General features: G+C 69.2%; 23 protein-coding genes. 10 read left to right on the top strand and 13 right to left on the bottom strand.

Translation table 11 applies throughout. The features are described 5' to 3' along the window. Nucleotides 1-59: 59 nt before the first annotated feature. Nucleotides 60-1556 carry a CoA-acylating methylmalonate-semialdehyde dehydrogenase gene (locus tag HDA45_RS31535; protein WP_184901480.1) on the bottom strand — a complete coding sequence of 499 codons (1497 nt, stop codon included), beginning with the start codon at nucleotides 1554-1556 and terminating at the stop codon, nucleotides 60-62. 140 nt (nucleotides 1557-1696) lie between these two features. Here HDA45_RS31535 and HDA45_RS31530 point away from each other — a divergent pair, with 140 nt between their 5' ends. Both HDA45_RS31530 and HDA45_RS31525 read left to right on the top strand, forming a co-directional pair. Further along, nucleotides 1697-3319: a PucR family transcriptional regulator gene (locus HDA45_RS31530; protein ID WP_184901478.1), complete on the top strand. Its 1623-nt coding sequence runs from the start codon at nucleotides 1697-1699 to the stop codon at nucleotides 3317-3319. 59 nt (nucleotides 3320-3378) lie between these two features. Then, nucleotides 3379-3744: an SSI family serine proteinase inhibitor gene (locus tag HDA45_RS31525; RefSeq protein ID WP_184901476.1), complete on the top strand. Its 366-nt coding sequence runs from the start codon at nucleotides 3379-3381 to the stop codon at nucleotides 3742-3744. Nucleotides 3745-3873: 129 nt separating this feature from the next. Here the strand turns inward: HDA45_RS31525 and HDA45_RS31520 are convergent, their stop codons facing one another. The 3 genes from HDA45_RS31520 to HDA45_RS31510 all read right to left on the bottom strand — a co-directional run bounded on the left by HDA45_RS31520 (nucleotide 3874) and on the right by HDA45_RS31510 (nucleotide 7213). Next, nucleotides 3874-5427 carry a DUF4153 domain-containing protein gene (locus HDA45_RS31520; RefSeq protein WP_184901474.1) on the bottom strand — a complete coding sequence of 518 codons (1554 nt, stop codon included), beginning with the start codon at nucleotides 5425-5427 and terminating at the stop codon, nucleotides 3874-3876. Between the two features lie 68 nt (nucleotides 5428-5495). Continuing rightward, nucleotides 5496-6533, bottom strand: coding sequence for an ATP-binding protein (locus tag HDA45_RS31515; protein ID WP_184901472.1), 1038 nt, complete (start codon nucleotides 6531-6533; stop codon nucleotides 5496-5498). After that, nucleotides 6530-7213: a response regulator gene (locus HDA45_RS31510; protein WP_184906244.1), complete on the bottom strand. Its 684-nt coding sequence runs from the start codon at nucleotides 7211-7213 to the stop codon at nucleotides 6530-6532. Before HDA45_RS31510 ends, HDA45_RS31515 begins: the two co-directional genes overlap by 4 nt. 240 nt (nucleotides 7214-7453) lie before the next feature. On the opposite strand from HDA45_RS31510, the gene HDA45_RS31505 reads away from it, so the two are divergent. From HDA45_RS31505 to HDA45_RS31490, 4 genes are read left to right on the top strand one after another with little or no spacing between them, the layout of a single operon-like run. Next, nucleotides 7454-9025 carry an NCS1 family nucleobase:cation symporter-1 gene (locus HDA45_RS31505; RefSeq protein WP_184901470.1) on the top strand — a complete coding sequence of 524 codons (1572 nt, stop codon included), beginning with the start codon at nucleotides 7454-7456 and terminating at the stop codon, nucleotides 9023-9025. Continuing rightward, nucleotides 8976-9818 carry a nitrilase-related carbon-nitrogen hydrolase gene (locus HDA45_RS31500; RefSeq protein ID WP_184901468.1) on the top strand — a complete coding sequence of 281 codons (843 nt, stop codon included), beginning with the start codon at nucleotides 8976-8978 and terminating at the stop codon, nucleotides 9816-9818. The genes HDA45_RS31505 and HDA45_RS31500 overlap by 50 nt, the downstream gene beginning before the upstream one ends. Then, the gene (hydA, locus tag HDA45_RS31495; protein ID WP_184901466.1) at nucleotides 9818-11203 is read left to right on the top strand and encodes a dihydropyrimidinase; all 1386 of its coding nucleotides are present in this window, start codon (nucleotides 9818-9820) and stop codon (nucleotides 11201-11203) included. Before HDA45_RS31500 ends, hydA begins: the two co-directional genes overlap by 1 nt. 10 nt (nucleotides 11204-11213) lie before the next feature. Then, nucleotides 11214-12203 (top strand): TIGR03842 family LLM class F420-dependent oxidoreductase, encoded by a 990-nt coding sequence (locus HDA45_RS31490; protein ID WP_184901464.1) that lies wholly within the window; start codon nucleotides 11214-11216, stop codon nucleotides 12201-12203. A 61-nt stretch (nucleotides 12204-12264) separates the two neighbouring features. On the opposite strand, the gene HDA45_RS31485 is transcribed toward HDA45_RS31490, so the two are convergent. Next, entirely contained in the window at nucleotides 12265-13758 is a 1494-nt protein-coding gene (locus tag HDA45_RS31485) for an FAD-dependent monooxygenase (protein WP_184901462.1), read from the bottom strand. 173 nt (nucleotides 13759-13931) lie between these two features. On the opposite strand from HDA45_RS31485, the gene HDA45_RS31480 reads away from it, so the two are divergent. Then, nucleotides 13932-15401, top strand: coding sequence for an alpha/beta fold hydrolase (locus tag HDA45_RS31480; protein ID WP_184901460.1), 1470 nt, complete (start codon nucleotides 13932-13934; stop codon nucleotides 15399-15401). Here HDA45_RS31480 and HDA45_RS31475 read toward each other — a convergent pair. The 5 genes from HDA45_RS31475 to HDA45_RS31455 all read right to left on the bottom strand — a co-directional run bounded on the left by HDA45_RS31475 (nucleotide 15377) and on the right by HDA45_RS31455 (nucleotide 19541). Continuing rightward, entirely contained in the window at nucleotides 15377-16606 is a 1230-nt protein-coding gene (locus HDA45_RS31475; protein WP_184901458.1) for a styrene monooxygenase/indole monooxygenase family protein, read from the bottom strand. The genes HDA45_RS31480 and HDA45_RS31475 overlap by 25 nt on opposite strands. 88 nt (nucleotides 16607-16694) lie before the next feature. Next, nucleotides 16695-17930 carry a serine hydrolase domain-containing protein gene (locus HDA45_RS31470; protein ID WP_184901456.1) on the bottom strand — a complete coding sequence of 412 codons (1236 nt, stop codon included), beginning with the start codon at nucleotides 17928-17930 and terminating at the stop codon, nucleotides 16695-16697. A 10-nt stretch (nucleotides 17931-17940) separates the two neighbouring features. Next, on the bottom strand, nucleotides 17941-18741 hold the full coding sequence (locus HDA45_RS31465) for a siderophore-interacting protein (protein ID WP_184901454.1): 801 nt from the start codon (nucleotides 18739-18741) through the stop codon (nucleotides 17941-17943). Nucleotides 18742-18771: 30 nt separating this feature from the next. Then, nucleotides 18772-19128 carry a hypothetical protein gene (locus tag HDA45_RS31460; RefSeq protein ID WP_343072199.1) on the bottom strand — a complete coding sequence of 119 codons (357 nt, stop codon included), beginning with the start codon at nucleotides 19126-19128 and terminating at the stop codon, nucleotides 18772-18774. Next, nucleotides 19125-19541: an SgcJ/EcaC family oxidoreductase gene (locus tag HDA45_RS31455; protein ID WP_184901452.1), complete on the bottom strand. Its 417-nt coding sequence runs from the start codon at nucleotides 19539-19541 to the stop codon at nucleotides 19125-19127. Before HDA45_RS31455 ends, HDA45_RS31460 begins: the two co-directional genes overlap by 4 nt. 112 nt (nucleotides 19542-19653) lie before the next feature. Between HDA45_RS31455 and HDA45_RS31450 the strand changes: the two genes are divergently transcribed. Next, nucleotides 19654-20325 carry a TetR/AcrR family transcriptional regulator C-terminal domain-containing protein gene (locus HDA45_RS31450; RefSeq protein WP_184901450.1) on the top strand — a complete coding sequence of 224 codons (672 nt, stop codon included), beginning with the start codon at nucleotides 19654-19656 and terminating at the stop codon, nucleotides 20323-20325. Here HDA45_RS31450 and hemW read toward each other — a convergent pair. From hemW to HDA45_RS31435, 3 genes are all read right to left on the bottom strand, one after another. Further along, the gene (gene hemW, locus HDA45_RS31445) at nucleotides 20318-21532 is read right to left on the bottom strand and encodes a radical SAM family heme chaperone HemW (protein WP_184901448.1); all 1215 of its coding nucleotides are present in this window, start codon (nucleotides 21530-21532) and stop codon (nucleotides 20318-20320) included. The genes HDA45_RS31450 and hemW overlap by 8 nt on opposite strands. A gap of 64 nt (nucleotides 21533-21596) precedes the next feature. Beyond that, nucleotides 21597-21953, bottom strand: coding sequence for a hypothetical protein (locus tag HDA45_RS31440; protein ID WP_184901446.1), 357 nt, complete (start codon nucleotides 21951-21953; stop codon nucleotides 21597-21599). A gap of 85 nt (nucleotides 21954-22038) precedes the next feature. Next, nucleotides 22039-22452: a VOC family protein gene (locus HDA45_RS31435; RefSeq protein ID WP_184901444.1), complete on the bottom strand. Its 414-nt coding sequence runs from the start codon at nucleotides 22450-22452 to the stop codon at nucleotides 22039-22041. Between the two features lie 82 nt (nucleotides 22453-22534). On the opposite strand from HDA45_RS31435, the gene HDA45_RS31430 reads away from it, so the two are divergent. Together HDA45_RS31430 and HDA45_RS43275 are read left to right on the top strand one after the other, a co-directional pair. Further along, on the top strand, nucleotides 22535-23107 hold the full coding sequence (locus HDA45_RS31430) for a TetR/AcrR family transcriptional regulator (protein WP_184901442.1): 573 nt from the start codon (nucleotides 22535-22537) through the stop codon (nucleotides 23105-23107). 152 nt (nucleotides 23108-23259) lie between these two features. Then, entirely contained in the window at nucleotides 23260-23346 is an 87-nt protein-coding gene (locus HDA45_RS43275) for a putative leader peptide (RefSeq protein WP_360907593.1), read from the top strand. Nucleotides 23347-23357: the final 11 nt, after the last annotated feature.

The raw sequence follows: 23357 nt of genomic DNA, 5'->3' as shown, positions 1-23357 counted from the left end.
GGCCCCCTTCCTTGCGCCAGGCGCAAGGAAGGGGGCCTTCCTGTACTTCAAGCGGGAGCTCAGCTATTGCGCGGGAACCCGAGGTTCACGCCGCCCTGCGACGGATCCGGCCACCGCGAGGTGACGACCTTCGTCCGCGTGAAGAAGTGGAACCCCTCAGGCCCGTACGCGTGGCTGTCCCCGAACAGCGAGTCCTTCCATCCGCCGAACGAGTAGTAGCCGACCGGCACCGGGATCGGCACGTTCACGCCGACCATCCCGACCTCGACCTCGTTCTGGAACCGCCGCGCGGCCCGCCCGTCGTTGGTGAAGATCGCGGTGCCGTTGCCGTAGGCGTTGGCGTTGATCAGCTCCAGCGCCGCGTCGTAGCCCTCGGCCCGCGCGACCGTCAGCACCGGGCCGAAGATCTCGTCGGTGTAGACCGACATCTCCGGCGTGACGTGGTCGAACAGCGTCGGGCCGAGCCAGAAGCCGCCGTCCTCGCCGTCGACCTCGATCCCGCGGCCGTCGACCACGAGCCGGGCGCCGGCTTCGACGCCCGCCTCCACATAGGACTCGACGCGTTCGTGGTGCGCGGCGGTGACGAGCGGCCCCATCTCCGAGGTCGGCCGCCTGCCGTCGCCGACGCGCAGGCGCGTGATCCGCTCGGCGATCTTCGCGACCAGTTCGTCGCCGACCGGATCGACCGCGACCACGACCGACACCGCCATGCACCGCTCCCCCGCCGAGCCGAAGCCCGCCGAGACGGCCGCGTCGGCGGCGAGGTCGAGGTCGGCGTCCGGGAGGACGACCATGTGGTTCTTCGCGCCGCCGAGCGCCTGTACGCGTTTCCCGTTCCTGGTCCCGGTTTCGTAGACGTACTTCGCGATCGGCGTCGACCCGACGAACGAGATCGCCTTGACGTCGCGGTGTTCCAGCAGTCCGTCGACGGCCACCTTGTCGCCGTGCAGGACGTTGAGGACGCCGTCGGGCAGACCCGCCTCGGCGAACAGTTCCGCGATGAAGTTGGACGCGGACGGATCCTTCTCGCTCGGCTTGAGCACGACGGTGTTGCCGCAGGCGAGCGCGTTGGGCACGAACCACAACGGGACCATCGCCGGGAAGTTGAACGGCGAGATCACGCCGACCACGCCCAGCGGCTGCGAAAGCGAGTAGACGTCGACACCGGTCGAGGCGTTCTCGCTGAACCCGCCCTTGAGCATCTGAGCCGCGCCGCACGCGAACTCGACGTTCTCGATGGCGCGCGCGACTTCACCCGCCGCGTCGGACTCGACCTTGCCGTGCTCGCTGGTGACGATCTTCGCCAGCTCGTGACGCCGCGCCGAAAGCAGCTCGCGGAAGGCGAACAGCACCCGCGTCCGCCCGGCCAGCGACGTTCCGCGCCAGCCCGGCAGCGCCCGGGAGGCGGCCGCGACGGCGGCGTCGACGTCGTCCTGCGCGGCGAAGGGGACCTTCGCCCGCACCTGTCCGGTGGCCGGATCGAACACGTCACCGGAACGATCGCTGATGCCCTCGAACGGTTTGCCGTCTACCCAGTGGGTGATGCGGTCGGTCACGGTTCCGCCTTCCTGGTCCGGATGCCTGCTCCCGGTCGAGTTTGGGTGCGCGCGCCACACCGACGCCATCGGCAACGTGTACGGACTCCCGGTCCCGGCCGTACAGTCTGTCTCCTGCGTTCCGACCAGGTGGGAGGCCGATGTACCCGACCGTCGCCGAGGTGCTCGCGCTGCCGGTGCTGCGTCAGGGCAGGCCCCATGTGGTGGCGGGCGCCGCGGGGCTGGACGCGCCGGTCCGCTGGGCGCACGTCGCCGAGGTCGCGGACATCGCCCCGCTGCTGCGCGGCGGGGAACTCGTGCTCACCACCGGGGTCGCGCTGCCCGACGACGCCGCCGCGCTCACCCGCTACGTCGCCGATCTGGCGGGGGTCGGCGTGGCCGGGATCGTCATCGAGCTGGTCCGTCATTGGAGTGAGAAACTGCCGCCCGCGCTGGTCGAGGCCGCGGACCACCACGGCCTCCCGCTGGTCACCCTTTCGCGGGAAACGCGCTTCGTGTCGGTCACCGAGGCGGTGAACGGGCTGATCGTCGACGCCCAGGTCGACGAACTCCGAGCGGCGGAACGGGTCCACGAGACCTTCACCGCGCTGACGGTCGCCGGCGCCGAGCCGGGCGAGATCCTGCGTGAGGTCGCGAGGCTCACCGAGCATCCCGTCGTGCTGGAGACGCTTTCGCACGAAGTCCTCGCCTACGACACGGCGGGCGCCGACCCCGGCGAGCTCCTGCCCGGCTGGCCGTCGCGGTCGCGACCGGTACAGGTCGGCGAGCGGACCGGCTTCCACGCGGGCGCGGGCTGGCTGATCACCGTGGTCGGCGCGCGCGGGCACGACTGGGGACGGCTGGTGGTCGTCTGCGGGGATCCGCCGCCGCACCGGCACGTCGTGGTCGCCGAACGCGCCGCGTCCGCGCTCGCGGTCCACCGGCTGGTCGCCAAGGACACCGACAGCCTCGAACGCCAGGCGCACCGCGCGATCCTGACCGAACTGCTGGCGAATCCGGTGCCGCCCGCGGAGCTGACCGCGCGGGCCTCCGCGCTGGGTGTCCCGCTGACGGGACGGCTGCTGGTCGGGGTCGCCGTGCGGCCCCGGATCACCGCGACCGCCAAGACCGCGCAGTCGACCCCGGTGCTGCTGAGGGAACTCGCCGAGGCGACCGCGCTCGCCGCCCGGCGCGCCAAGGTGTCCGCGCTGGTGGCCACTGACGACACGCTGGTGCGCGCGCTGATCGCGCTCTCGCCCGAGGCCGGGGTCGACGCGGTCCTGCGGCGGCTGGCCACCGACGTCCACGAGGCCCGCTCCAGCGCGCCCGCCGTGGTCGCTGTCGGGACCACGGGCACCGGGCCCGCCGAAGCGCGGCGGACGCTCGTCGAGGCCGCGCAGGTCGCCGCCGCCGCGCTCGCCGAGAACGCCGAGCGGGTGGTCCACCGGCTCGACGACGTCCGGTTGCGCGGCCTGCTGCATCTGCTGGCCGGGGACGAACGGATCACCGCGTTCGCCGCGCGGGAGCTCGGCCCGCTGTTGAGTCGCGACGCCGCGCAGGGCAGCAGACTCGTTCAGGCGTTGAGACATTATTGCGAACACGGCGGCAACAAATCGGCGGCCGCGGCCGCCGCGCACACCTCCCGCACCGCCTACTACCAGCAGCTGGCCCGGATCGAGCAGGTGCTCGGGGTGCGGCTCGAAGACCCGGAATCGATGCTCTCCCTGTATGTCGCTTTGCTCGCACACGACCTTCGAGAGACGAACGACCACCCGACAGGGTGAGTAAATCTCACCCAAGCGTGGAACACAGTGATCGGGTCATGTCAGCCGATAGTGGAAGTATGGCTTTCTTCGAACCGATCGGCGCCTGCGTGCTCGCGCTGGCCTGCATGGCCCCGGCGCAACCCGCCGAATCCACGTTCCAGCTGACCAGCCACGACACCCGCGGCCGGGTCGGCACCGTCTCGCTCACCTGTGAGCCCACCGGGGGGTCACACCCGAGGCGCGGCAACGCCTGCGACAAACTGTCCGAAGTGGACGGAAAGTTCGACAGGCTACGCGCGGAACCGCGGGCCTGCACCTTGGAGTACAACCCGGTGGACGTCTCCGCGGTCGGCAAATGGCGCGGCGAACCGGTCACCTTCCGCACCTCGTACGCCAACCCCTGCGTCGCCGACAACGAGTCGGCAGGCGTCTTCACCTTCTGACCTGACCGGAAAGCGTTACCGCGCAAGGCTTCCGCCGGGCCTCCCCCTCGGTGGCCCGGCGGTCGCCGTTCACCACCGCCTTGATCGCCCTCACCCCCAGGAGGGCGATCAAGGCCGTGGTGTCACGGCTCAAGGGCGGGCCGGATACCGGCACTCGGCCCAGCCCTTCGCGGCAACGGGGGTCTGACGCGCGAGGGACCGGCTCAGGTTCCATCCGCGCCAATCATCTTCCGAGATGCCCGTCACGACCGGTCCGAGCACGCAGGACCGCAGCGGCTCCGGGAGCCGGTCCGCCGCGGGGACGACGTCGGCGGAAAACCCTGACAGGTACCGGGTGTCGAGCGTCTTGCCGTGCACGAGCCGGTCGATGTTGCGGTCGGCGATGAACCGTTCCGGATCGAGGACGGCGAGCCCCAGCAGCGCCGCGGCCGCGGCGCCGATGGCCGCGCGCGGCAGCCAGGACGACCTCAGCGGTGCCAGCGATGCCAGTACCAGCAAGAACACCAGTCCGATCCAGAGTTCGCAGACCTCCACCAGCAGCCGCAGCACGGTGAACCCGTACGCCTGCTGGTATGTCCACATGCGACTCAACGCCGACGCGACCAGCACCAGGCTGAGCACGCTCAGCACACCGAGCAGCCCGCGCTGCCACCCGCGATCGGCCACCGAGGACTTCGGCGCCCACCTCAGCGCCGCGGCGACCAGCAGCAGGGTCAGCACGGTGATCGCGGAAAGCTGCCAGAACCCGCTCCTGGCGTATTCGGCCGCCGTCAGCCCGCTCGTGGCCAGGACGTACTCGCTGCCGCCGAACAACACGACCAGCCGGACCACGACGAAACTCGCGAACAGCAGCACCAGCACGCTCAGCGGCAAGGTCCATTCGAGCCGGTGCGCCAGCCGCTTGCGTGGCGCGTCGTCCTCGGCGGGAAGCGGTGGCGCCGCCAGCAGGTAGCACGCCCCGGTGACGGCGAACGCGGCCACCACGAACAGGAAACCCCAGCGCACGAAGGTTCCCGGGTTGAGCTCCGGGATCACCGCGTCGACGACGTTCGCGAAAGCGGCGTCCGCGCCCCGCAGCAGCGGGACGAACACGAGCAGCAGCCCGACGCTCGCCAGCACCGGCACCAGGAACCTCGGCCGCGCACGGCTTTCCGGCTTCTTGCCGAGTTTCACGAGCCCTCGCCCGATCCACGGGACCGAAAGCAGCGCTTCGATCGGAACCGCGAAGACGTCGTAGACGATCGTGTTCACGGTGCGTTTCCCGACCACCGCGAGAGATCCCGCGACGCAGGCGGCCAGCACGCACAGCACGTTCAGCCAGATCGACGCGCGGAAGGTGCCGACGGCGAGCAGTCCGAGCGCGGCCGCGGCCCACAACCCGCTGGTCAGGCGGAAGTGCGGCTCGGCGTCACCGCGGGCGCGTTTGTCGGCGAAGTAGACGGCCACCGCGAACGCGAGCCCGGCCACGAGCCAGCCGGCCCCGGGTTCGTCCGGCATGGCGACGGCGGCGATCAGCCCGGCGGCGACCGCCGCGGGCAGCACGGAGCCGGGCAACGGGACGATCGACGACTTCGGCGGCACCCGTGGCCGCATCAAGACGGGCACCGGCGGCGCGGGCGGCAAGGTGGTCGTCGCCGACGGGGGCGACGCGTGCGCCTGCTTCTCCTCTTGTTCTTCGCTCATCGAATCCTCCAGTTTGCGAAAGCACATCCGGGTGGATATGCGGAGCCGCGGAAAGAAAGCGGAAAGGACTAAGGAACCGGGATCACGACGCGGATGACGCAGCCCGGCCGCCGCTCGGGGGCGACGACGGCGATGCTGCCGTCGTGGAGGTCGACCACCCACCGGGCGATCGCGAGCCCGAGGCCGGTGCCTCCGCCGCCCGCCCGCTCGCCGCGGGTGAACCGTTCGAACACGCTGTCCCGCTCCCCCGGCGGGATCCCGGGGCCTTCGTCTTCGACCTCGATGACGACGTCGGCCTCACGGGCCTCCGCCCGCACGCGGACCTCTCCCCCGGCGGGCCCGTGCCGGACGGCGTTGTCGAGCAGATTGACCACGACCTGGTAGAGCCTGCCGCGGTCGGCGACGGCCACCGCGCCGGGCGGCTGGACGTCGACGGCGAACCGCACGCCGCGGCCGGTCGCGGCGGAGGTCACCCCGGCTTCGGCGGCGACCTCGTCCAGCAGCAGTTCGAGATCGAACTCCTCCAGTTGCAACGGGAACGCGCCGGCGTCGATCCGTGAGAGGTCGAGCAGTTCCGAAACCAGCCTGCCGAGCCGTTCGGTCTGCTGCAGCGCGGTCTTCAGCGTCGCCGGATCGGCTTCGGCGACCCCGTCGACCAGGTTCTCCAGCACCCCGTTCAGCGCGGTGATCGGCGTGCGGAGTTCGTGGGAGACGTTCGCGATCAGTTCGCGCCGTCGTTGATCCGAGGCGTCGAGATCGGCGGCCATCTGGTTGAAGGCGTGGGCGAGCTCGCCCACCTCGTCGCGGGCGGTCGCCCGGACCCGCCGCGTGTAGTCGCCCTTGGCCATCGCGCGGGCGGCGACGGTCATCTCCCGCAGCGGCCTGGTCATCCCGTGCGCCAGGATCTGCGAAGTGACCACCGCGAGCACCATCGCGGCCATGGTGGTCTTCGGCGGCAGCCAGCCGATCTGCCAGTTGAAGAAGGCGAACGCGATACCGCCCGAGGACACCAGCAGGATCGCGAGCTTGAGCTTGATGGAGCGGACCGGGTCGAGCGGTCTCGGCAGCGCGTCGACGATCCGGCCGAGCAACGGGCGAAACTTCACGCACCCACCTCCAGCGCGTATCCGACACCGTGCACGGTGCGGATGAGGTCCGCGCCCAGTTTGCGGCGCAGCGCCTTGATGTGACTGTCGACAGCGCGAGTGCCCGAACCGGTGCCCGCGACGTCCCAGTCCCACACCTCGCTCAGCAGCCGTTCCCTCGGCTGCACCGCCCTCGGACGTTTCGCGAAGTGGACGAGGAGGTCGAACTCGATCGGCGTCAGCTGGGCCGGGGTGCCCGCCCGCGTGACCCGCCGCTGTTCGACGTCGATTTCGAGGTCGCCGAGCACGATCTTCGTGCCCGTCTCGCTCACGTCGGTCCGCGCCGATCGTTCGACGCGGCGCAGCAACGCGTGCACCCTCGCCGAGAGCACGCGCATGGAGAACGGTTTGGTGAGGTAGTCGTCCGCGCCGACGCCGAGGCCGATCAGCATGTCCGTCTCGTCCGAACGGGCGGTCAGCATGAGCACCGGGACCGGACGGCGGGCCTGGATCCGGCGGCAGACCTCGAGCCCGTCGAACCCGGGCAGCATCACGTCGAGCACCACCAGATCCGGCTCACGCGCGGCGTCCGTCTCGACTCCGGAAGGGCCGTCGTGCGCCAGATCGACGGTGAAACCCTCGGCCCGCAGGCGCGCGGCGATGCTTTCGGCGATCGTCACGTCGTCCTCGACGACCAGCACCCGGCGTCCTCCCAGTTCCATGGGGATGACTGTAAGCACCGGCCGTGGAGACCGTTCGGGTGAGCTGTGGAGATCCTGTGGAGATGTTTCACCCGGTTTGCCGGATTACTACGGTCGTGTGTGTGACGCAGGTCATGCACCGAGACCGTTCGAACGCAATCGACAGTCTGCGTTCCGACGCCATCAACAGTGAACAGTCTGCCAGTCCCACCCGCGCGGCGTGGCGAGCACGATTCCGCAATGGAGCCGACGGCACGCGGAACGCAGCACGTGCACCCTGATGGCCGGGTCGAACTCGGCGAGGTCGAGTCCTTGAAGGACAGCCGCTTCTACAACGAGGAACTCGCCCCCGTCCCGGTCGAAAAACGGACCTGGACCACCTACAACTACTTCGCGCTGTGGATGGGGATGGCGCACAACATCCCCTCGTACGCGCTCGCCGCGTCCTTGATCGCGCTCGGCATGGACTGGCTCCAGGCGCTGATGACCATCACCATCGGCAACCTGATCGTGCTCGCCCCGATGCTGCTCAACAGCCACGCCGGGACGAAGTACGGCATCCCGTTCCCCGTGTTCGCCCGCGCCTTCTTCGGCATGCGCGGCGCGAACCTCGCGGCGTTGCTGCGGGCGTTCATCGCGTGCGGCTGGTTCGGCATCCAGACCTGGGTCGGCGGCGAGGCCGTCTACATCATCGTCGGGCGGCTGGCGGGCTCCGGCTGGAAGGACTCCACCGTCGTCCTCGGCCAGCACTGGACGCTGTGGCTGTCCTTCGGGTTGTTCTGGCTGTTCCAGATGCTCATCATCTGGCGCGGCATGGAGGCCGTCCGCCGCTTCGAGAACTGGACGGCTCCGCTGGTCTCGGTCGGCTTCCTGATCCTGCTGGGCTACGTGCTGGTCAAGGCGGGCGGACTCGGCCCGATCCTGTCCGAACCCGGGAAACTGGGCTGGGGCCCGGACTTCTGGAAGGTGTTCGCGCCGTCGCTGATGGCGATGATCGCGTTCTGGTCGACGCTTTCGCTCAACATGCCGGACTTCACCCGCTTCGGCGGCAGCCAGGGCAAGCAGGTCCGCGGGCAGATCCTCGGCCTGCCGACCACGATGACCTTCATCGCGATCGTGGCCATCCTGACCACGTCGGGCGGCAGCGTCCTCTACGGCGAACAGATCTGGGACCCGGCGAAACTGGCGGACCGGTTCGACTCCCCGATCGTGGTGGTGGTCGCGCTGATCGCGCTGGTGCTGGCGACCGTTTCGGCGAACCTCGCGGCCAACGTGGTCAGCCCGTCCTACGACTTCTCCAACGCGTTCCCGAAGAAGATCACGTTCGCCGTCGGCGGGCTGATCACCGGGATCATCGGCATCGTCATCCAGCCGTGGCGGCTCTACTCCGACCCGAACATCTACATCTTCGCGTGGCTCGGCTTCTACGGCGGCCTGCTCGGCGCGGTCGCCGGGGTGCTCGTCGCCGGCTACTGGGTGGTCAAGCGCACGCGTCTCGACCTGCGGGACCTCTACACCGAACGCGGCGTCTACTGGTTCAAGGGCGGCTGGAACTGGCGCGCGCTGGTCGCGACGCTGGTCGGCGCCGTGCTCTCGGTCGGCGGCGCGTACGGCGGACCGTTCCCCGCCGACGGGCTGATCCCGTTCCTGAAACCGCTCTACGACTACAACTGGGTCGTCGGACTGGCAGGCGCGTTCATCGTCTACCTGCTGCTGGCCCTGCCCGAGCACAAGCGCACCGCCTACACAGAGGAGGAAGCAAGTGAGCGACCTGGTCCGAGCCGGATTGATCCAGCAACGGTGGACGGGTGACAAGGAGTCGATGATCGCGGGGGCGGTCGAAGCCATCGGCAAGGCCGCTTCGCAGGGCGCACAGGTCATCTGCCTGCAGGAGTTGTTCTACGGCCCGTATTTCTGCCAGGTGCAGGACACCGACTACTACTCCTACACCGAGGGCATCCCCGACGGGCCGACGACGAAGCTCATGCAGGAGGTGGCCGAACGCCACGGCGTCGTCCTCGTCGTCCCGATGTACGAGGTCGAACAGCCCGGCGTCTATTACAACACCGCCGCGGTGATCGACGCCGACGGCACCTACCTCGGCAAGCACCGCAAGAACCACATCCCGCAGGTGAAGGGCTTCTGGGAGAAGTTCTACTTCCGGCCCGGGAACATGGGCTATCCGGTGTTCGACACCGCCGTCGGCCGCATCGGCGTCTACATCTGTTACGAGCGGCACTTCCCGGAGGGCTGGCGCGCGCTGGGCCTGGCGGGGGCGAAGATCGTGTTCAACCCATCGGCGACCAGCCGCGGCCTGTCGGAGTACCTGTGGCGGCTGGAGCAGCCCGCGGCCGCCGTCGCGAACGAGTACTTCGTCGGCACGATCAACCGCGTCGGCGTGGAACCCTTGGGCGACAACGACTTCTATGGCCAGTCGTATTTCGCGGACCCGCGTGGCCAGCTGATCGGCGAAGCGGCTTCGGACACCGAGGAGGAGATCGTCATCCGCGATCTCGACATGGCGCAACTCGCCGAGGTGCGGGACCTGTGGGCCTTCTACCGAGACCGGCGTCCCGACAGCTACGGACCCCTCGCGGAGGCGTGATGACCACCCTCATCAGCGGCGGGCAGGTACTCAGCACCGCGGGCGCGTCGGCGGCGGACGTCCTCGTCGACGGCGAGACGATCGTGGCGGTCGGCTCCCCCGGCACGCTCGGTCCGGCCGACGAGACCATCGACGCCACCGGGAAGTACGTGCTGCCCGGCGGGATCGACGCGCACACCCATATGGAGATGCCTTTCGGCGGAACGCATTCCGTCGACTCGTTCGGCACCGGGACGACGGCGGCGGCGTGGGGCGGGACGACCACGATCATCGACTTCGCCGTCCAGGCCAAGGGCACCTCGCTGCTGTCCACCATGGACAAATGGCATGAGAAGGCCGACGGCAACTGCGCCATCGACTACGGCTTCCACATGATCGTCTCCGACGTCAACGATTCGTCGCTGAAGGAGATGCAGGCCTGTGTCGACGGCGGTGTCGGCAGCTTCAAGATGTTCATGGCGTATCCGGGGGTCTTCTACTCCACGGACGGCGAGATCCTGCTGGCCATGCAGAAGGCGCGCGAGATCGGCGCGACGATCATGATGCACGCGGAGAACGGCATCGCGATCGACCAGCTGGCCGCGCAGGCTTTCGCCGCCGGGAAGATCGACCCGGTGCAGCACGGGCTCACCCGGCCGCCGGAACTGGAGGGCGAGGCGACCTCGCGCGCGATCCAGCTGGCCAAGGTGACCGGGGCGCCACTGTACATCGTGCACCTTTCGGCGTCGCAGGCGCTGGCGGCGGTCGCGGAGGCGCGCAACGACGGCCAGAACGTCTTCGCGGAGACTTGTCCTCAGTACCTCTATCTGTCCATAGAGGACTTGGCGAAGCCGGATTTCGAGGGCTCGAAGTACGTCGCTTCTCCCCCGCTGCGCGAGAAGTCGCATCAAGCGGATCTGTGGCGAGGGCTGCGGACCAACGACCTCTCGGTGGTATCGACGGATCACTGTCCCTTCTGTTTCAAGGACCAGAAGGAACTCGGCCGCGGCGACTTCCGCGCGATCCCCAACGGGATCCCCGGCGTCGAGCACCGGATGGACCTGCTGCACCAGGGTGTCGTGGCGGGCGAGCTCACCCTCGGCCGCTGGGTCGAGACCTGCTCGACCACCCCGGCGCGGATGTTCGGGCTGTACCCGCGCAAGGGTGTCATCGCGGCGGGTTCGGACGCGGACATCGTCATCTACGACCCGTCGGCGAAGCAGACCTTGTCGGTCGAGACGCATCACATGAACGTGGACTACTCGGCCTATGAAGGACTGGAGATCACCGGGAAGGTCGAGACGGTGCTTTCACGCGGCCGTGTGGTGGTGTCGCCGTCCGGGTTCTCGGGCAGTACGACGCACGGGAAGTTCCTCTCGCGCGACCTGAACCAGTACCTGAACTGAGGTGGTGGCCGTGGATTTCGGGATAGTTCTGCAGACCGACCCGCCCGCACGCGATCTGGTGCGGCTGATGAAGGCCGCCGAAGACCAGGGTTTCCGCTACGGCTGGACGTTCGACTCGTGCGTGCTGTGGCAGGAACCGTTCGTCATCTACTCGCAGATCCTCGCGGCGACATCGTCGATGATCGTGGGCCCGATGGTGACCAGCCCGGCCACGCGGGACTGGTCGGTGATGGCGTCGACGTTCGCCACGCTCAACGACATGTACGGCAACCGGACCGTCTGCGGGATCGGCCGGGGCGATTCGGCGCACCGGGTCGTCGGCATGGCACCGTCCACTTTGGCCACCGTGCGCGACTGCATGCACGTGGTCAAGGAGCTGGCCGAAGGCCGGGAGGTCCTGTTGCGGGACAAACCGGTCCAGATCCCCTGGATCCGCAACGGCAGGCTCGAGATGTGGATGGCCGGATACGGGCCGAAGGCGCTGAAGACGGTCGGTGAACACGCCGACGGTTTCATCCTCCAGTGCGCCGATCCCGCGATCGCCCGGTGGACCATCGGCGCGGTCCGCGAGGCGGCCCGTGCGGCGGGACGGGATCCGGGCGGGATCACGATCTGCCTCGCCGCCCCGGCGTACGTCGGGGACGATCTGGCGCACCAGCGGGAACAGCTGCGCTGGTTCGGCGGGATGGTCGGCAACCACGTCGCGGATCTCGTGGCGCGCTACGGCGATTCCGGGCCGGTGCCGCGCGAACTGACCGATTACATCCGCGAGCGGGAGGGCTACGACTACTCGCACCACGGGCGGGCGGGGAATCCCTCGACCGACTTCGTACCGGACGAGATCGTGGACCGCTTCTGCCTGCTCGGGCCGTCTTCGGCGCATATCGAAAAGCTGGAGGAGCTGGCTTCGCTCGGAGTCGACCAGTTCTCGCTGTACCTCATGCACGATCAGCGGGAAGAAACCCTGAAGCGCTACGGCTCGGAGGTCATCGGCCGCTGACAACCCCGCGTTCAGTCCTCTGGATGCGATTCACCGCATCCAGAGGACTAAAGGCGTTGGGTCAGGCGCCGAACCAGGTGGCGAGGGCCTCCCGCAGGCCGTCGGTGTCGGTGTCCCCCGCCCAGGCGACGTAGCCGTCCGGGCGGATCAGGAGGACGTCGGCGGGCCTGTCCTCGGCCTTCGCGACCTGGACGTCCACGAGCCCCTGCGCGAGTGCACGCAGTTCGGGACGGTCCGCGAGGTCGAGCAGCACCGGCCGCGCCTGACGCAGCAACTCCCCGACGCTGGTCGCGCCCTGGTCGGTCTCCAGCGCGAGATCCGGGACGAACGTGCCGGCGAGCGCGTGCCCGGAGCCGGGCATCGGGTGGCGCAGGTCGGTCCCGGCGAGATGCTCGGCCAGCCTTCGCGCGGGTTGCTCGTCGCCCAGCAGTTCCTGGAAGACCGTCCGGAGTGCCTCGGCGGCCTCGTCGTGCCCGCGCCGCAGCGCGACCTGCGCCTGGGACTGCAGCAGCGCGCGGGCACCGGCGGCGTGCCGTTCCGTGTGATAGCTGTCCAGCAGCCCTTCCGGCGCCCGGCCCTGGATCTCGGCGGCGAGCTTCCAGGCGAGGTTGACCGAGTCGGACATGCCGACGTTGATCGCCGTACCCGTCGACGGCAGCAGGTGGGCCGCATCGCCCGCCAGCAGGACCCTTCCCTCGCGGTAGCGCTCCGCCTGGCGGGAGGAGAACTGGTAGCGCGAGAGCCGGACAGGCTCGCCCAGCGGGACGTCCCCGCCGAGCACGCGGCGGATGCTGTCGCCGAGTTCGGTGAGCGTCATCGGCATGTCGTCGTCGACCTCGCCGAGATCCTCCTCGGTGGTCTGGATGAACACGATCCCCGGCGTCAGCGAGCCGAGCGCGAACACCCCGTTGTCGGTGCGGGTGTAGCCCGCCTTGATCCGGCCCAGCCCCGGCGTCTCGATGTCGCCGTTGTCGTGCACCGTCAGCCCGTCGGGGATCTTGACCTGCCCGATCCGGTTGACCTCGGGATAGGTGGTCCCGGGGAACCCGATCCCGGCGAGCGTGCGGACGGGGCTGCGGCCGCCGTCGCATCCCACCAGGTACGGGGCGGTGATCTCGTACTCCCCCTCGGGTCCGCGGACCCGGGCCGTCACGGCGGCGCCGTCCTGGGACAGCCCGATGACCTCGTGCCCGCGGCGCACCTTCGCGCCGAGTTCGAGGGCGTGTTCCTCCAACAGCCGCTCCAACAGCTGCTGACGCACCGAAAGCGCCTTCAGCGGAGGCTCGTCGAACCGTGTGAGGTCGACGTGCACACCGCCGAAAGGGAACCTGTGGGGCGGGACGGGGTCGGTGGCGAGCCCCCGCACCCGGTCCAGCAGGCCGCGGTATCCCAGCAGGTCCAGGATCTGCCCGCTGAGGCCGTGGGCCTTCGGTGTCGTCCCCTGTTCCGGCCGCCGTTCCAGGACCAGCGGGCGCACCCCGGCCAGCCGCAGCTCCGCGGCCAGCATCAGACCGGTCGGGCCGGCACCCACGATGATCACGTCGACGTCGGTCAATCTTCACTCCTGTTCGGCCTGCTCCAGCTACAGCCGAGGATTCTGCGGTACCACCGGGGTCTTGCCGCAAGCCCCCCGGTGCGCTATATGTTGACCATGGAGGGGTTCACCCCACCATGTTTCCGGGTACGCGCACCAGGGATCGCGCGCCCTCGAGGCGGGACGCTGGACCGGTGACCACCATCAGAGTCCGCACCGCCGCTTTGATCACCCTCACCGCACTCGCCACCGTCACGATCGCGCCCGTGGTCTCGGCCACTCCGAAGGGCATCGACTGGGGCCCCTGCCCCGCGGGATCACCGCCCGGCTACGACTGCGCCGAACTCCAGGTCCCGCTTTCGTACCAGGACCCGGGCGGCCCGCGGATCACCATCGCGCTCGGCCGTCTCCCCGCGACGGACCGGAAGCACAAACGCGGCACCCTCTTCACCAACCCCGGCGGCCCCGGGAATCCGGGTCGCTTCAGCGAGTTCCAGACCGAGTCGCTGCACCGGCAGTTCGACATCGTCGGTTTCGATCCGCGCGGCGTCGGCGCCAGCACACCGGTTCGCTGCTTCGCGAGCGAAGCGGAAACCGAGCCGCTCAAACGCGTGCTCGGCCAGTTCCCGATCACCGTCGAGCAGGAGACCCGCCATCTCGCCGACGTCCGCGAGGTCGCCGCCTCGTGCGGCCGCAACGCCGGGCCGCTGCTGGGTCACCTGTCGACCACGAACGTCGCCCGGGACCTCGACAAGCTGCGCCAGGCCGCAGGCGAGCCCCACCTGCGCTACTACGGTCTCTCGTACGGCACGTATCTCGGCGAGGTGTACGCCAACCTGTTCCCGCAGCGCGTCGGCGCCTTGGCCCTCGACGCCGTCGACGATCCGGTCGCCTGGTCCACCGGGCATCGTCCGGACGACGCGAACGTCCCGTTCAGCACCAGGCTCGGCGGCTTCCGGGACGCGGACCGCGCGCTGCAGGCGTTCCTCGACACGTGCGCGGCCGACGTCCGGTGCGCGTTCCGCGAGCCCGGGACGGATCTGCGGGCCAAGTACGACGGCATCCTCGACCGGCTCGAAGCCACACCGGGCGCGCTCACCTACCAGGAGGTCATCCGGCGCACCCACAACGCGCTGACGGACGAGGCCAACTCTCCCGCGCTGGCGGAATTCCTTCAGGCCGCGACGAAATCAGTGACCTCGAAGGCCATCGTGACACCGTTCGACTCCGCGCTGGGCGGCGGCGGGACGATCTGCGCGGACACCACGAACCCGCGTGACCCGGCGGCGTGGGCGAAAGCCGCCCGCGAGGCCGATCGCGAAGGCCGTGGTTTCGGTTCGTACGACACGTACCTCTCGCTGCCGTGCGCCTTCTGGCCCGCCTCCGACCCGGCACGCCACACCGGCCCCTGGAACCGGCCGACCGCGCCGATCCTGTTGCTGGCCAACGGCAAGGGCGATCCGGAAACGCCGTACGCGGGGGCGAAACGGACCGAACGCATCCTCGGGAACGCCCGGCTCCTGACGCTGGACGCCTGGGGGCACGGTGCGGCGAACCGCAGCAAATGTGTCGACGCGGCCCTCGACGCCTACCTGACCTACGGCCGTCTCCCGGCGCGCGGCACCGTCTGCGCTCCGGATCAGAAGCCGTTCGACCCGAGGTAGTCGAGCGCGACCTTCTCGTCGGTCAGCCAAGCGGCGTAGTCGGCGGGGTCGGAGAAGACGTGCGCGAACCGGCGAGCCACCTCGGGCGCCGTTTGCGCGGCGTCCAGGGTGGCCAGCACGTGATCCGGTGGCGGCGCGAGAAAATCGTTGCTCAGCCGGGTCGCGTGCTGTGCCTTTTCCCAGTATTCGGCGAAAGTACGGCGCTGGAACGCTTCGTCGAACGGACGGTCGCCGTGGTCGAGGATGCGCCGTTCGTAGACCGCGGCCGCGTGCGACGCCATGTTCGCGCCCTGTCCGGCGATCGGGTCGTTCGTCACCGCCGCGTCGCCCATCGCCAGCACTTTCGCCCCCGACGGCAGCGTCCCGACCGGATCGCGCACGATCGGCAGGACCCGGCCGCGCAGGACGTCCAGCGGCCCGCTCGGGCGGGCGTCGGCGAGCGACTCCTCGACCCACGGGAACTGCTTGCGCAGCAACGCCATCGCGAGCGCGAAATGTTCGTCGACATCGGCGACGTCGTCCCAGACGTCCATGGGGCCGCCGGGCACGCCGAAGAACCCGAGGCCGAAGACGGGTCCGCGCACGGACTGGACCGGCAGCCCGAACAGCTCACCGGCTTGCGAAAGCCCGAACGTCAGACCCGGATACACCGGCAGCGGCTCGTCGCGGCCGGAGACGAGGTACATGATCCCGATGGTCCGCTGCGGTTCGCGATACGGGGAACGCGCGTCGTCACGCGGGAAGAGACTGTCGAACTGCGGCCCTCGCCCGGCCGCGACCAGGACGAGATCGAACTCGCGGGCGTACTCCTCCAGCCCGTCGGGTGTCACCTTGCCGAGCCGCACCTCGCCGCCGCGGCCGGCGAAGGCGGTCAGCCAGTCGGACACCTTGACCCGCTGGTCGACCGACTGCGCGGGGTGGTCGAACCGGGCCTGCCACGCGATGGCGGGCTCCGGGGAGTCCCCGGCGAGCCCGAAGGACGCACCGAGGATCTCCGGGGCATCGCCGTCCCAGAAGTTGATGCCCAGCGCGCGTTCCCGCGTCAACGCGGGGTGGAACAAGCACTGGTTCGAGATGAGCCCGCCCGCACGGATCGTCTCGGCGTCGCGGTCGGTGACCACGGTGACGGCGTATCCGTGCCGTTGAAGACCCAAAGCCAGGACCAGACCGGCTTGCCCGGCCCCGACCACCACGATCCGGCGCATGAAGACCCCTCCCCATCGGCTGGGGTCCAGTGTGGCCGGGTTTCTCCTGCGCGGTAAAGGATTCGCCTGATGGGCTGCCCGAAAAGGATCAACCCGCGAGGGCTTGGTACACCAGGTTGCGCAGTTCGACACGGATCGGATAGGTCGTCGACGGCAGCAGCTGGGTGAAGAACAGCACCGTGACGTCCTCGTCCGGATCGACCCAGAACGCGGTGCTCGCCGCGCCGCCCCAGGCGAATTCCCCGGCGCTGGCGAGGGTTTTGGCCTTCACCGGGTCCTCGAGCACGGAAAAGCCGAGTCCGAAGCCGAAACCGTCGAACGGCGTCTCGGAGAACGCGCCGCCTCCGTAGGTCTCCAGATCCACCCCGCCCGGCAAGTGGTTGCTCGCCATGAGCTGCACCGTGCGCGGGCCGAGCAGCCGGACTCCGTCGAGTTCACCGCCGCGCACCAGCATCTGCGTGAAGCGGTGGTAGTCGCCCGCCGTCGAAACCAGGCCTCCACCGCCCGAAAGGCACGCGGGCGTGACGCGGCCGATGGCGCCCATCTCGTCGTGGCGGAACGGCGCCTTCGTCTTCGGGTTGGGCACGTAGAGGGCGGCCAGCCTGTCGAGCGCGTCCGGGTCGGTTCGGAATCCAGTCTCGTGCATGCCGAGCGGAGTGAAGATCCGCTCGGTGAAGAAGGTGTCGAGGGATTGACCGGAGACGACCTCGACGAGCCTGCCGAGGATGTCCGTCGCGACCGAATAGTTCCATTGGGTACCGGGCTGGAACAGCAACGGCTGCCGCGCGATCGCCTCCGAGACACCGGCCAGATCGAGCCCCGGCGCGGTGCCCCAGTCGAAACCGGCCTCACGGTAGAGCGCGTCGACCGGATGCGTGCGGTGGAACCCGTAGGTTAGGCCCGCGGTGTGGGTGAGCAGATGCCAGAGGCGGATCGGTTCCGTCGCGGGCTCGGTCATCGGCCGGACGAAGGAGCCCGCCGTGTAGACGCGCGGCTGCGAGAACTCCGGCAGCCAGCGCGAGATCGGGTCTTTGAGGTCGATACGTCCCTCTTCGACGAGCATCATCGCGGCGACCGAGGTGACCGGCTTCGTCATCGAGAAGACACGCCAGATCGTGTCGGTCTCGACCGGAAGCCCGGCCTCGATGTCGCGCAGCCCGTTCGACGCGAGATGCGCGACCTTCCCGTTCCTGGTCACCACGGCCAGATACCCGGGAAGCAGATTTCGCTCCAGATACCCGTCGAAGTGCTTGTCGATTCGCTGTAGCCGCTCCGCGTCGAAACCCACCTCGGCCGGGTCGACGTCCACCTTCAGCTCGATCATGTGACCGAGGTTACGCGTTCCGCTCGGCCTGTTTCTCCAGCCGCCACGCCTCGTCGGTCTTCCCGATCCGCCAGTATCCGGAGATCGACAGCAGGTCTCGCCGCATCCCTCGGTCGTCCAGCAGATGACGTCGCAGATCCCGGACGAACGCGGCCTCGCCGTGCACGAACGCCTGCACGACACCGTCCTGCCAGTCGAGCGCGCGGACGGCGGCCGCGAGATCGTCGCCCCGGCTCCGGTGCAGCCAGGTGATCCGCGCGTCGCCCTTGGTGGTCAGCGACTGCTCCTCGGCGGCGTCCTCCACGAGGATGACCGCGTGTACGGGGACACCGGCCGGCATCGCCTCGAGGGACGCGGCGATCGCCGGCAGGGCGCTCTCGTCGCCGGCGAGCAGATGCCAGTCGGCCTCCTCGCCCGGCGCGTACGCCCCGCCGGGACCGGAGATCAGCAGCTCGTCGCCGGGTTTCGCAGCGGCGGCCCACGGTCCGGCGACACCCTCGTCACCGTGGTGGACGAAGTCGAGCACCAGTTCGCCGAGATCCCTGTCGAAGGCCCGGACGGTGTAGGAGCGCATCCGCGGCCACTGCTCCCGCGGCAGTTCTTCGCGGACGCGCGCCAGGTCGAACGGCTCGGGATAGGTGACGCCGGGCACCCGGAAGTGCACCTTGACGTAGGCGTCGGTGAATTCGTTCGGCTGAAACGAGGCGATTCCTTCGCCCCCAGCGACGATCCGGACCATATGCGGGGTGATCCGCTCGGTGCGCAGCACCCGCAACCGGGTCGCCGACACCGATCTCCTCGCCTCGGCCATCCACGATTCCTTTCCTCAGGTTAGGTCAACCTAACCGAGCGTACGCCGATCCCCGATCGGACGTGCGACGTCTCCCAGCATCCGATCAAAGCTCTCTCGGACCCGCACGGCGAACCCGGCGAAGAACCGGTTGGCCAGCGGGACCGCCCACCGCCCCCGGGAAGCGACGTTGTACACCCGATGGGTCACCCGCGCGCCGGCCGGATCATCCACGACGGTGTACTCCCCGCGATACCACCAACCGCCCTGCTGGGCGATGAAGCCGCGCGCGGGGTCCATTTCGAAGCGTGGGTTGTACTGCTGCGCCTGAAGAATCCCCGCGATCCGGGCGAAGACCTCGTCGGCGGACGCGGGCACCACACCGTCGACCTCGACCAGCGGTTTCACGCCGCGCTCGCGGCCGGATCGCTCACCCTGGTGTTCTGGAACGAGGCGACCCGCCAGCCATCGGGCTCCTCGACCAGCACGTACGTCAGCGTCGACTCCCGGCCCGGCTCGGGCTTGTCCCCGCCCGACACCGACGACCCGCCGCCGGACACGACGATCGCGACGTCCGGCCGGACGAACCGGACCTTGGGCTCGCCGCTCCCGGCCACGAGTTTCGACCCCTTCAGCAGCCCCTCGAACAGGGATCGGTGCGCGCTTTCGATGACCGCCCGACCCGGCATGTTCATCCCGAAGAAGGTCACGTAGTCGGCGTCTTCGGTGAACAGCGAGGCGTACGCGGCCGCGTCGCCGTCGTTCCACGCGTCGGCGAGCTTGCCCAGCACGGCCAGGACCTCGGTCCGTCGTTCGGTCATGATGTCCTCCAGTTAGTCGAACAGCGTTCGTGTTGCGAACACCGTTCTACAGACGAACAGCGTTCGCGTCAAGTAGAGTTCCCGGCGAACCCCGGATCAGGAGGCGAACGAAGTGAGCAGGCCCCGGCGTCGCGCCGAGAAACCCGTGCTGTCCCAGGAGCTCGTGGTGAAGACGGCACTGGACCTCCTCGCCGCCGAGGGGCTGGAGGCGGTGAGCATGCGGCGCGTGGCCCAGGCGCTGGAAACCGGCCCGGCGTCGCTCTACGCCCATGTGGCGAACAAGGAAGAGCTCCACGAGCTGATGGTCGACCACGTCCTCGACTTCGGCCCGTTCCCCGAACCCGACCCGGAACGGTGGATCGAGCAGGCGAAAGACCTGTTGCGGGAGAACGTGCGCGCGCTGACGTCGTTCCCCGGGATCGCCAAGATCGCGTGGGCCATCCCCGTCCCGGTCGGCGCGAACGCCTTGCAGCAGGCCGAAGCCATGCTCGCGGTACTGCGCGCGGGCGGCCTCGACCTCAAGCGGGCCTTGTTCGCCGCCGACGCGCTATGGCTCTACGCCAAGGCTTTCGCCTACGAGGGCGCGGGCTGGCAGCACGGCGACATCGACCTGGCCGAACAGGAGGAACGCGGCAAACAGATGGTCGAGTACATGTCGTCGTTCCCGCCCGGCTCGTTCCCGAACCTGCTCGGCTCGGGCGAGTACTTCACCGCGGAGACGGCTCGGGAGCGGTTCGAGTTCGCGATCGACATGTTCCTCGCCGGCCTGACGCGGCTCACGTGAGGCGTCGCACCAGTCCATCCGCGAGCAACCGTCCGCGATCGGTCAGCACCGCCCGATCCTGACCGTCCAAAGCGGACTGATCGAGCAACCCCTCGGCGGCCGCGACACGGGCTTCCGCGCGGCCGTCGTCGTCGAGGGCGCCGAGGGGAAGTCCTTCGGACAGCCGGAGTTCCAGCATCACGCGTTCCAGATGCCGGTCCTCGTCGGTGAGCAGTTCGCGGCCGGCGGCCGGTGAGTCCCCGGCGGCGAGCGAGGCGGCGTAGCGCGCCGGATGTTTGACGTTCCACCAGCGGACGCCGCCGACGTGGCTGTGCGCGCCGGGTCCGGCGCCCCACCAGTCGCCGCCGCGCCAGTAGCCGATGTTGTGCCGGCAGCGGGCTTCCTCGGAGGTCGCCCAGTTGGACACCTCGTACCAGCGCAAACCCGCCGAAGCGAGGACACGGTCGATCATCTCGTAGTCGGCGGCCAGCACGTCGTCGTCCGGCGCGGGCAGTTCGCCTCGGCGGATGCGGCGGGCGAGCGCGGTGCCTTCTTCGACGATCAGCGCGTACGCCGACACGTGGTCGACACCGGCGGCCAGCACCGCGTCCAGCGAAGCCTGGAGGTCTTCGACGCGCTCCCCCGGCGTGCCGTAGATGACGTCGAGGTTGACGTGCTCGAATCCGGCGGCTCGCGCTTCCTCGGCGGCCGCGACCGGACGGCCCACGGTGTGCACGCGGTCGAGGATCTTCAAGACGTGCCGCGCGGCCGACTGCATCCCGAGCGAGATCCGGTTGTACCCGGCGGCGCGGATGCCGTCGAAGAACTCGGGTGACGTGGACTCCGGATTGGACTCGGTCGTCACCTCGGCGCCGGGCGCGAGGCCGAAAGTGTCACGTACGGCGTCGAGGACGCTTCGGAGCCCTTCGGCGCCGAGCAGGGACGGAGTGCCTCCGCCGACGAAGACGGTGTCGACCGCGGGCGGCTTCCCGAGGACGCGCGCGGCCAGGTCGAACTCGCGCTTGAGGCCTTCGAGCCAGGACTGCGGCGACGAATCACTGTCCAGCTCACCGGCGGTATAGGTGTTGAAATCGCAGTAGCCGCACCGGGTCGCGCAGAACGGGACGTGCACGTAGACACCGAACGGCCGGGTGCCGAGCCCTTCCAGCGCGCTCTCGGGGAGCGCCGACTCGACGGGCGTGGTGGTTTCGGGCAGCAACGCGGGCACACCCCAGTGTCCCCCACGCCGTGAAGGCCTCCTTCCCCGGGGAAAGAGGCCTTCACGGAGCACGCTATCTGTCCGCGATACGCACCTTGACCGACGTGGAGCGGGTGCCGTCCTCGAACCGCACCCAGACCAGGGTCTCCATGTTCAGCGAGTAGTCGTTGACCACGTAGTCGGGCGACCAATCGCCGTGGTCGTCCGTGGCGGCGTCGCGGCTCATCGCCACCTCGACCAGCACCGTTTGAGACAGGTGCCCCCGGGCGTTCGGCGAACAGCCGACCGCCTCGAACCGGTACGAGCTGCCCTTGTGCAGCACCGCCCCCTCCTCGGGCGAGACCAGCCTGCAGCCCTGTTGAGCCCCGGAAGCCGTACCCGGGACCAGCAGGGACGCCAGCACCATCGCGGCGACCACCCATCGGCGCATGCGCAACTCCTCCGTCCAGTGTGGATCGGAGACCGAAGCTAGCGCCGACGGGGAGTCCGCGCGGCCTCACTCACCCGAAGCGGTACTAGGCCAACCCGTTAGCGGCCAGCCATTCCTGCGACGGCGGGATCACCTCGATGATGTCGATGAGGAAGCCGTTCAGGTCCTCGATGTAGAAGTGCCGCTGGCCGAATTCCTCGTCCACGAGCTCCGTGACGATCTTGACCCCTTCCCCACGCAGCCGCTCGTACTCGGCCGCCGCGTCGGCGACCATGAACCCGACCATCGAGCCGGCCGCGTCCTGCGCGCGCCACGGCTCCGGCGTGGCCTTGTGGCCGCGCTTCGCGAAGCTCATTTCATAGCCCGGCACCCCGACGTTGAGGCTGGAGAACCAGTCGAGCTCGATCGTCACCGTCAACTGCAGGTGCCGCTTCCACCAGGCGGTGGTCTCGGCGATGTCGTCGACGAGCACACAGGCACCGAAACCGCTGAGTTGCATTTGGTGTTTTCCTCCCAGAAGAACCACTTGATGCGTAGTACTATAAGCATAGTGGTTTGATCGAAGCAAGGAGAATGTCCCGATGCGACAGAACCCGGAGCGCCGGACCGCTCTCACCGACGCCGCCATCACCGTTCTCGCCCGCGAGGGCGCTCGCGGGCTCACCTACCGCGCCGTGGACGTCGAAGCGGACGTTCCGCCGGGGACGACGTCCAACTACTTCCGGAACCGGGACCAGCTGCTCGGCGAGGTCGGCGTCCGCGTGCAGGAGCGGCTTTCGGCGCCGGCCGACGTCATGGCGAATCCGCAGGCCGAGACGCCGTCGCACGACCGGGTCGGCGTGCTGCTCGGCGAACTCATGGGACGGCTGACAGGCCACCGTGAGCCGTATCTCGCCCTGCTCGAACTCCGGCTCGAAGCCACCCGGCGCCCGGATCTGGCGGCCGAGCTGACCAAGACGATCCGCGAGGGCATCGACATGAGCGTCGAGTGGCATGTCGCGGCGGGGATGCCGGGCGGGCGCGCCGAGGTCCTGCTGATGTATCTCGCGCTGACCGGGCTCACCGTCGAACGGCTCACCCTCCCGGAAGTCCTCGCGGACGTCACCGACGAAGACGTCATCCGGCTCATCGTGGACCGCGTCCTGCCCTCTTGAGTCTTGCGCGTTCTGCGTCACAGTGGCGGCGGCGAACCCGGGCTTGACCTTCGAAACAGGCCCTCGACCAGCGAAAACAGTCTCGTTCGGACTCCGTTCCCAGCATTCGGACCGGCCTAGACCACATAGTGGGCGCGTGGCACGCTGAACGAATGACCCGCGCCGGAATCACCCTCGTGGCACGCCGCCACGTGGATCTCCGTCGTGTGGCGAGCGCGCTCTGTGCGACGAACCGCTGACTCCCCGCCAC

It is taken from the genome of Amycolatopsis umgeniensis (assembly GCF_014205155.1).
Taxonomy (GTDB): Bacteria; Actinomycetota; Actinomycetes; order Mycobacteriales; family Pseudonocardiaceae; genus Amycolatopsis; species Amycolatopsis umgeniensis.
Note: the sequence above shows the minus strand (reverse complement) of the source record. Positions and strands in the feature narration are given on the sequence as shown.

What these genes read in the sequence shown, in the direction of transcription:
- HDA45_RS31520 (WP_184901474.1), bottom strand. Translation starts at nt 5,427, where the DNA reads ATGAGCGAAGAACAAGAGGAGAAGCAGGCGCACGCGTCGCCCCCGTCG.
- HDA45_RS31430 (WP_184901442.1), top strand. Translation starts at nt 22,535, where the DNA reads ATGCGACAGAACCCGGAGCGCCGGACCGCTCTCACCGACGCCGCCATC.
- HDA45_RS31465 (WP_184901454.1), bottom strand. Translation starts at nt 18,741, where the DNA reads ATGGCCGAGGCGAGGAGATCGGTGTCGGCGACCCGGTTGCGGGTGCTG.
- HDA45_RS31530 (WP_184901478.1), top strand. Translation starts at nt 1,697, where the DNA reads ATGTACCCGACCGTCGCCGAGGTGCTCGCGCTGCCGGTGCTGCGTCAG.
- HDA45_RS31440 (WP_184901446.1), bottom strand. Translation starts at nt 21,953, where the DNA reads ATGCGCCGATGGGTGGTCGCCGCGATGGTGCTGGCGTCCCTGCTGGTC.
- HDA45_RS31475 (WP_184901458.1), bottom strand. Translation starts at nt 16,606, where the DNA reads ATGCGCCGGATCGTGGTGGTCGGGGCCGGGCAAGCCGGTCTGGTCCTG.
- HDA45_RS31455 (WP_184901452.1), bottom strand. Translation starts at nt 19,541, where the DNA reads ATGACCGAACGACGGACCGAGGTCCTGGCCGTGCTGGGCAAGCTCGCC.
- HDA45_RS43275 (WP_360907593.1), top strand. Translation starts at nt 23,260, where the DNA reads ATGACCCGCGCCGGAATCACCCTCGTGGCACGCCGCCACGTGGATCTC.
- HDA45_RS31525 (WP_184901476.1), top strand. Translation starts at nt 3,379, where the DNA reads ATGGCTTTCTTCGAACCGATCGGCGCCTGCGTGCTCGCGCTGGCCTGC.
- HDA45_RS31470 (WP_184901456.1), bottom strand. Translation starts at nt 17,930, where the DNA reads ATGATCGAGCTGAAGGTGGACGTCGACCCGGCCGAGGTGGGTTTCGAC.
- HDA45_RS31505 (WP_184901470.1), top strand. Translation starts at nt 7,454, where the DNA reads ATGGAGCCGACGGCACGCGGAACGCAGCACGTGCACCCTGATGGCCGG.
- hydA (WP_184901466.1), top strand. Translation starts at nt 9,818, where the DNA reads ATGACCACCCTCATCAGCGGCGGGCAGGTACTCAGCACCGCGGGCGCG.
- HDA45_RS31435 (WP_184901444.1), bottom strand. Translation starts at nt 22,452, where the DNA reads ATGCAACTCAGCGGTTTCGGTGCCTGTGTGCTCGTCGACGACATCGCC.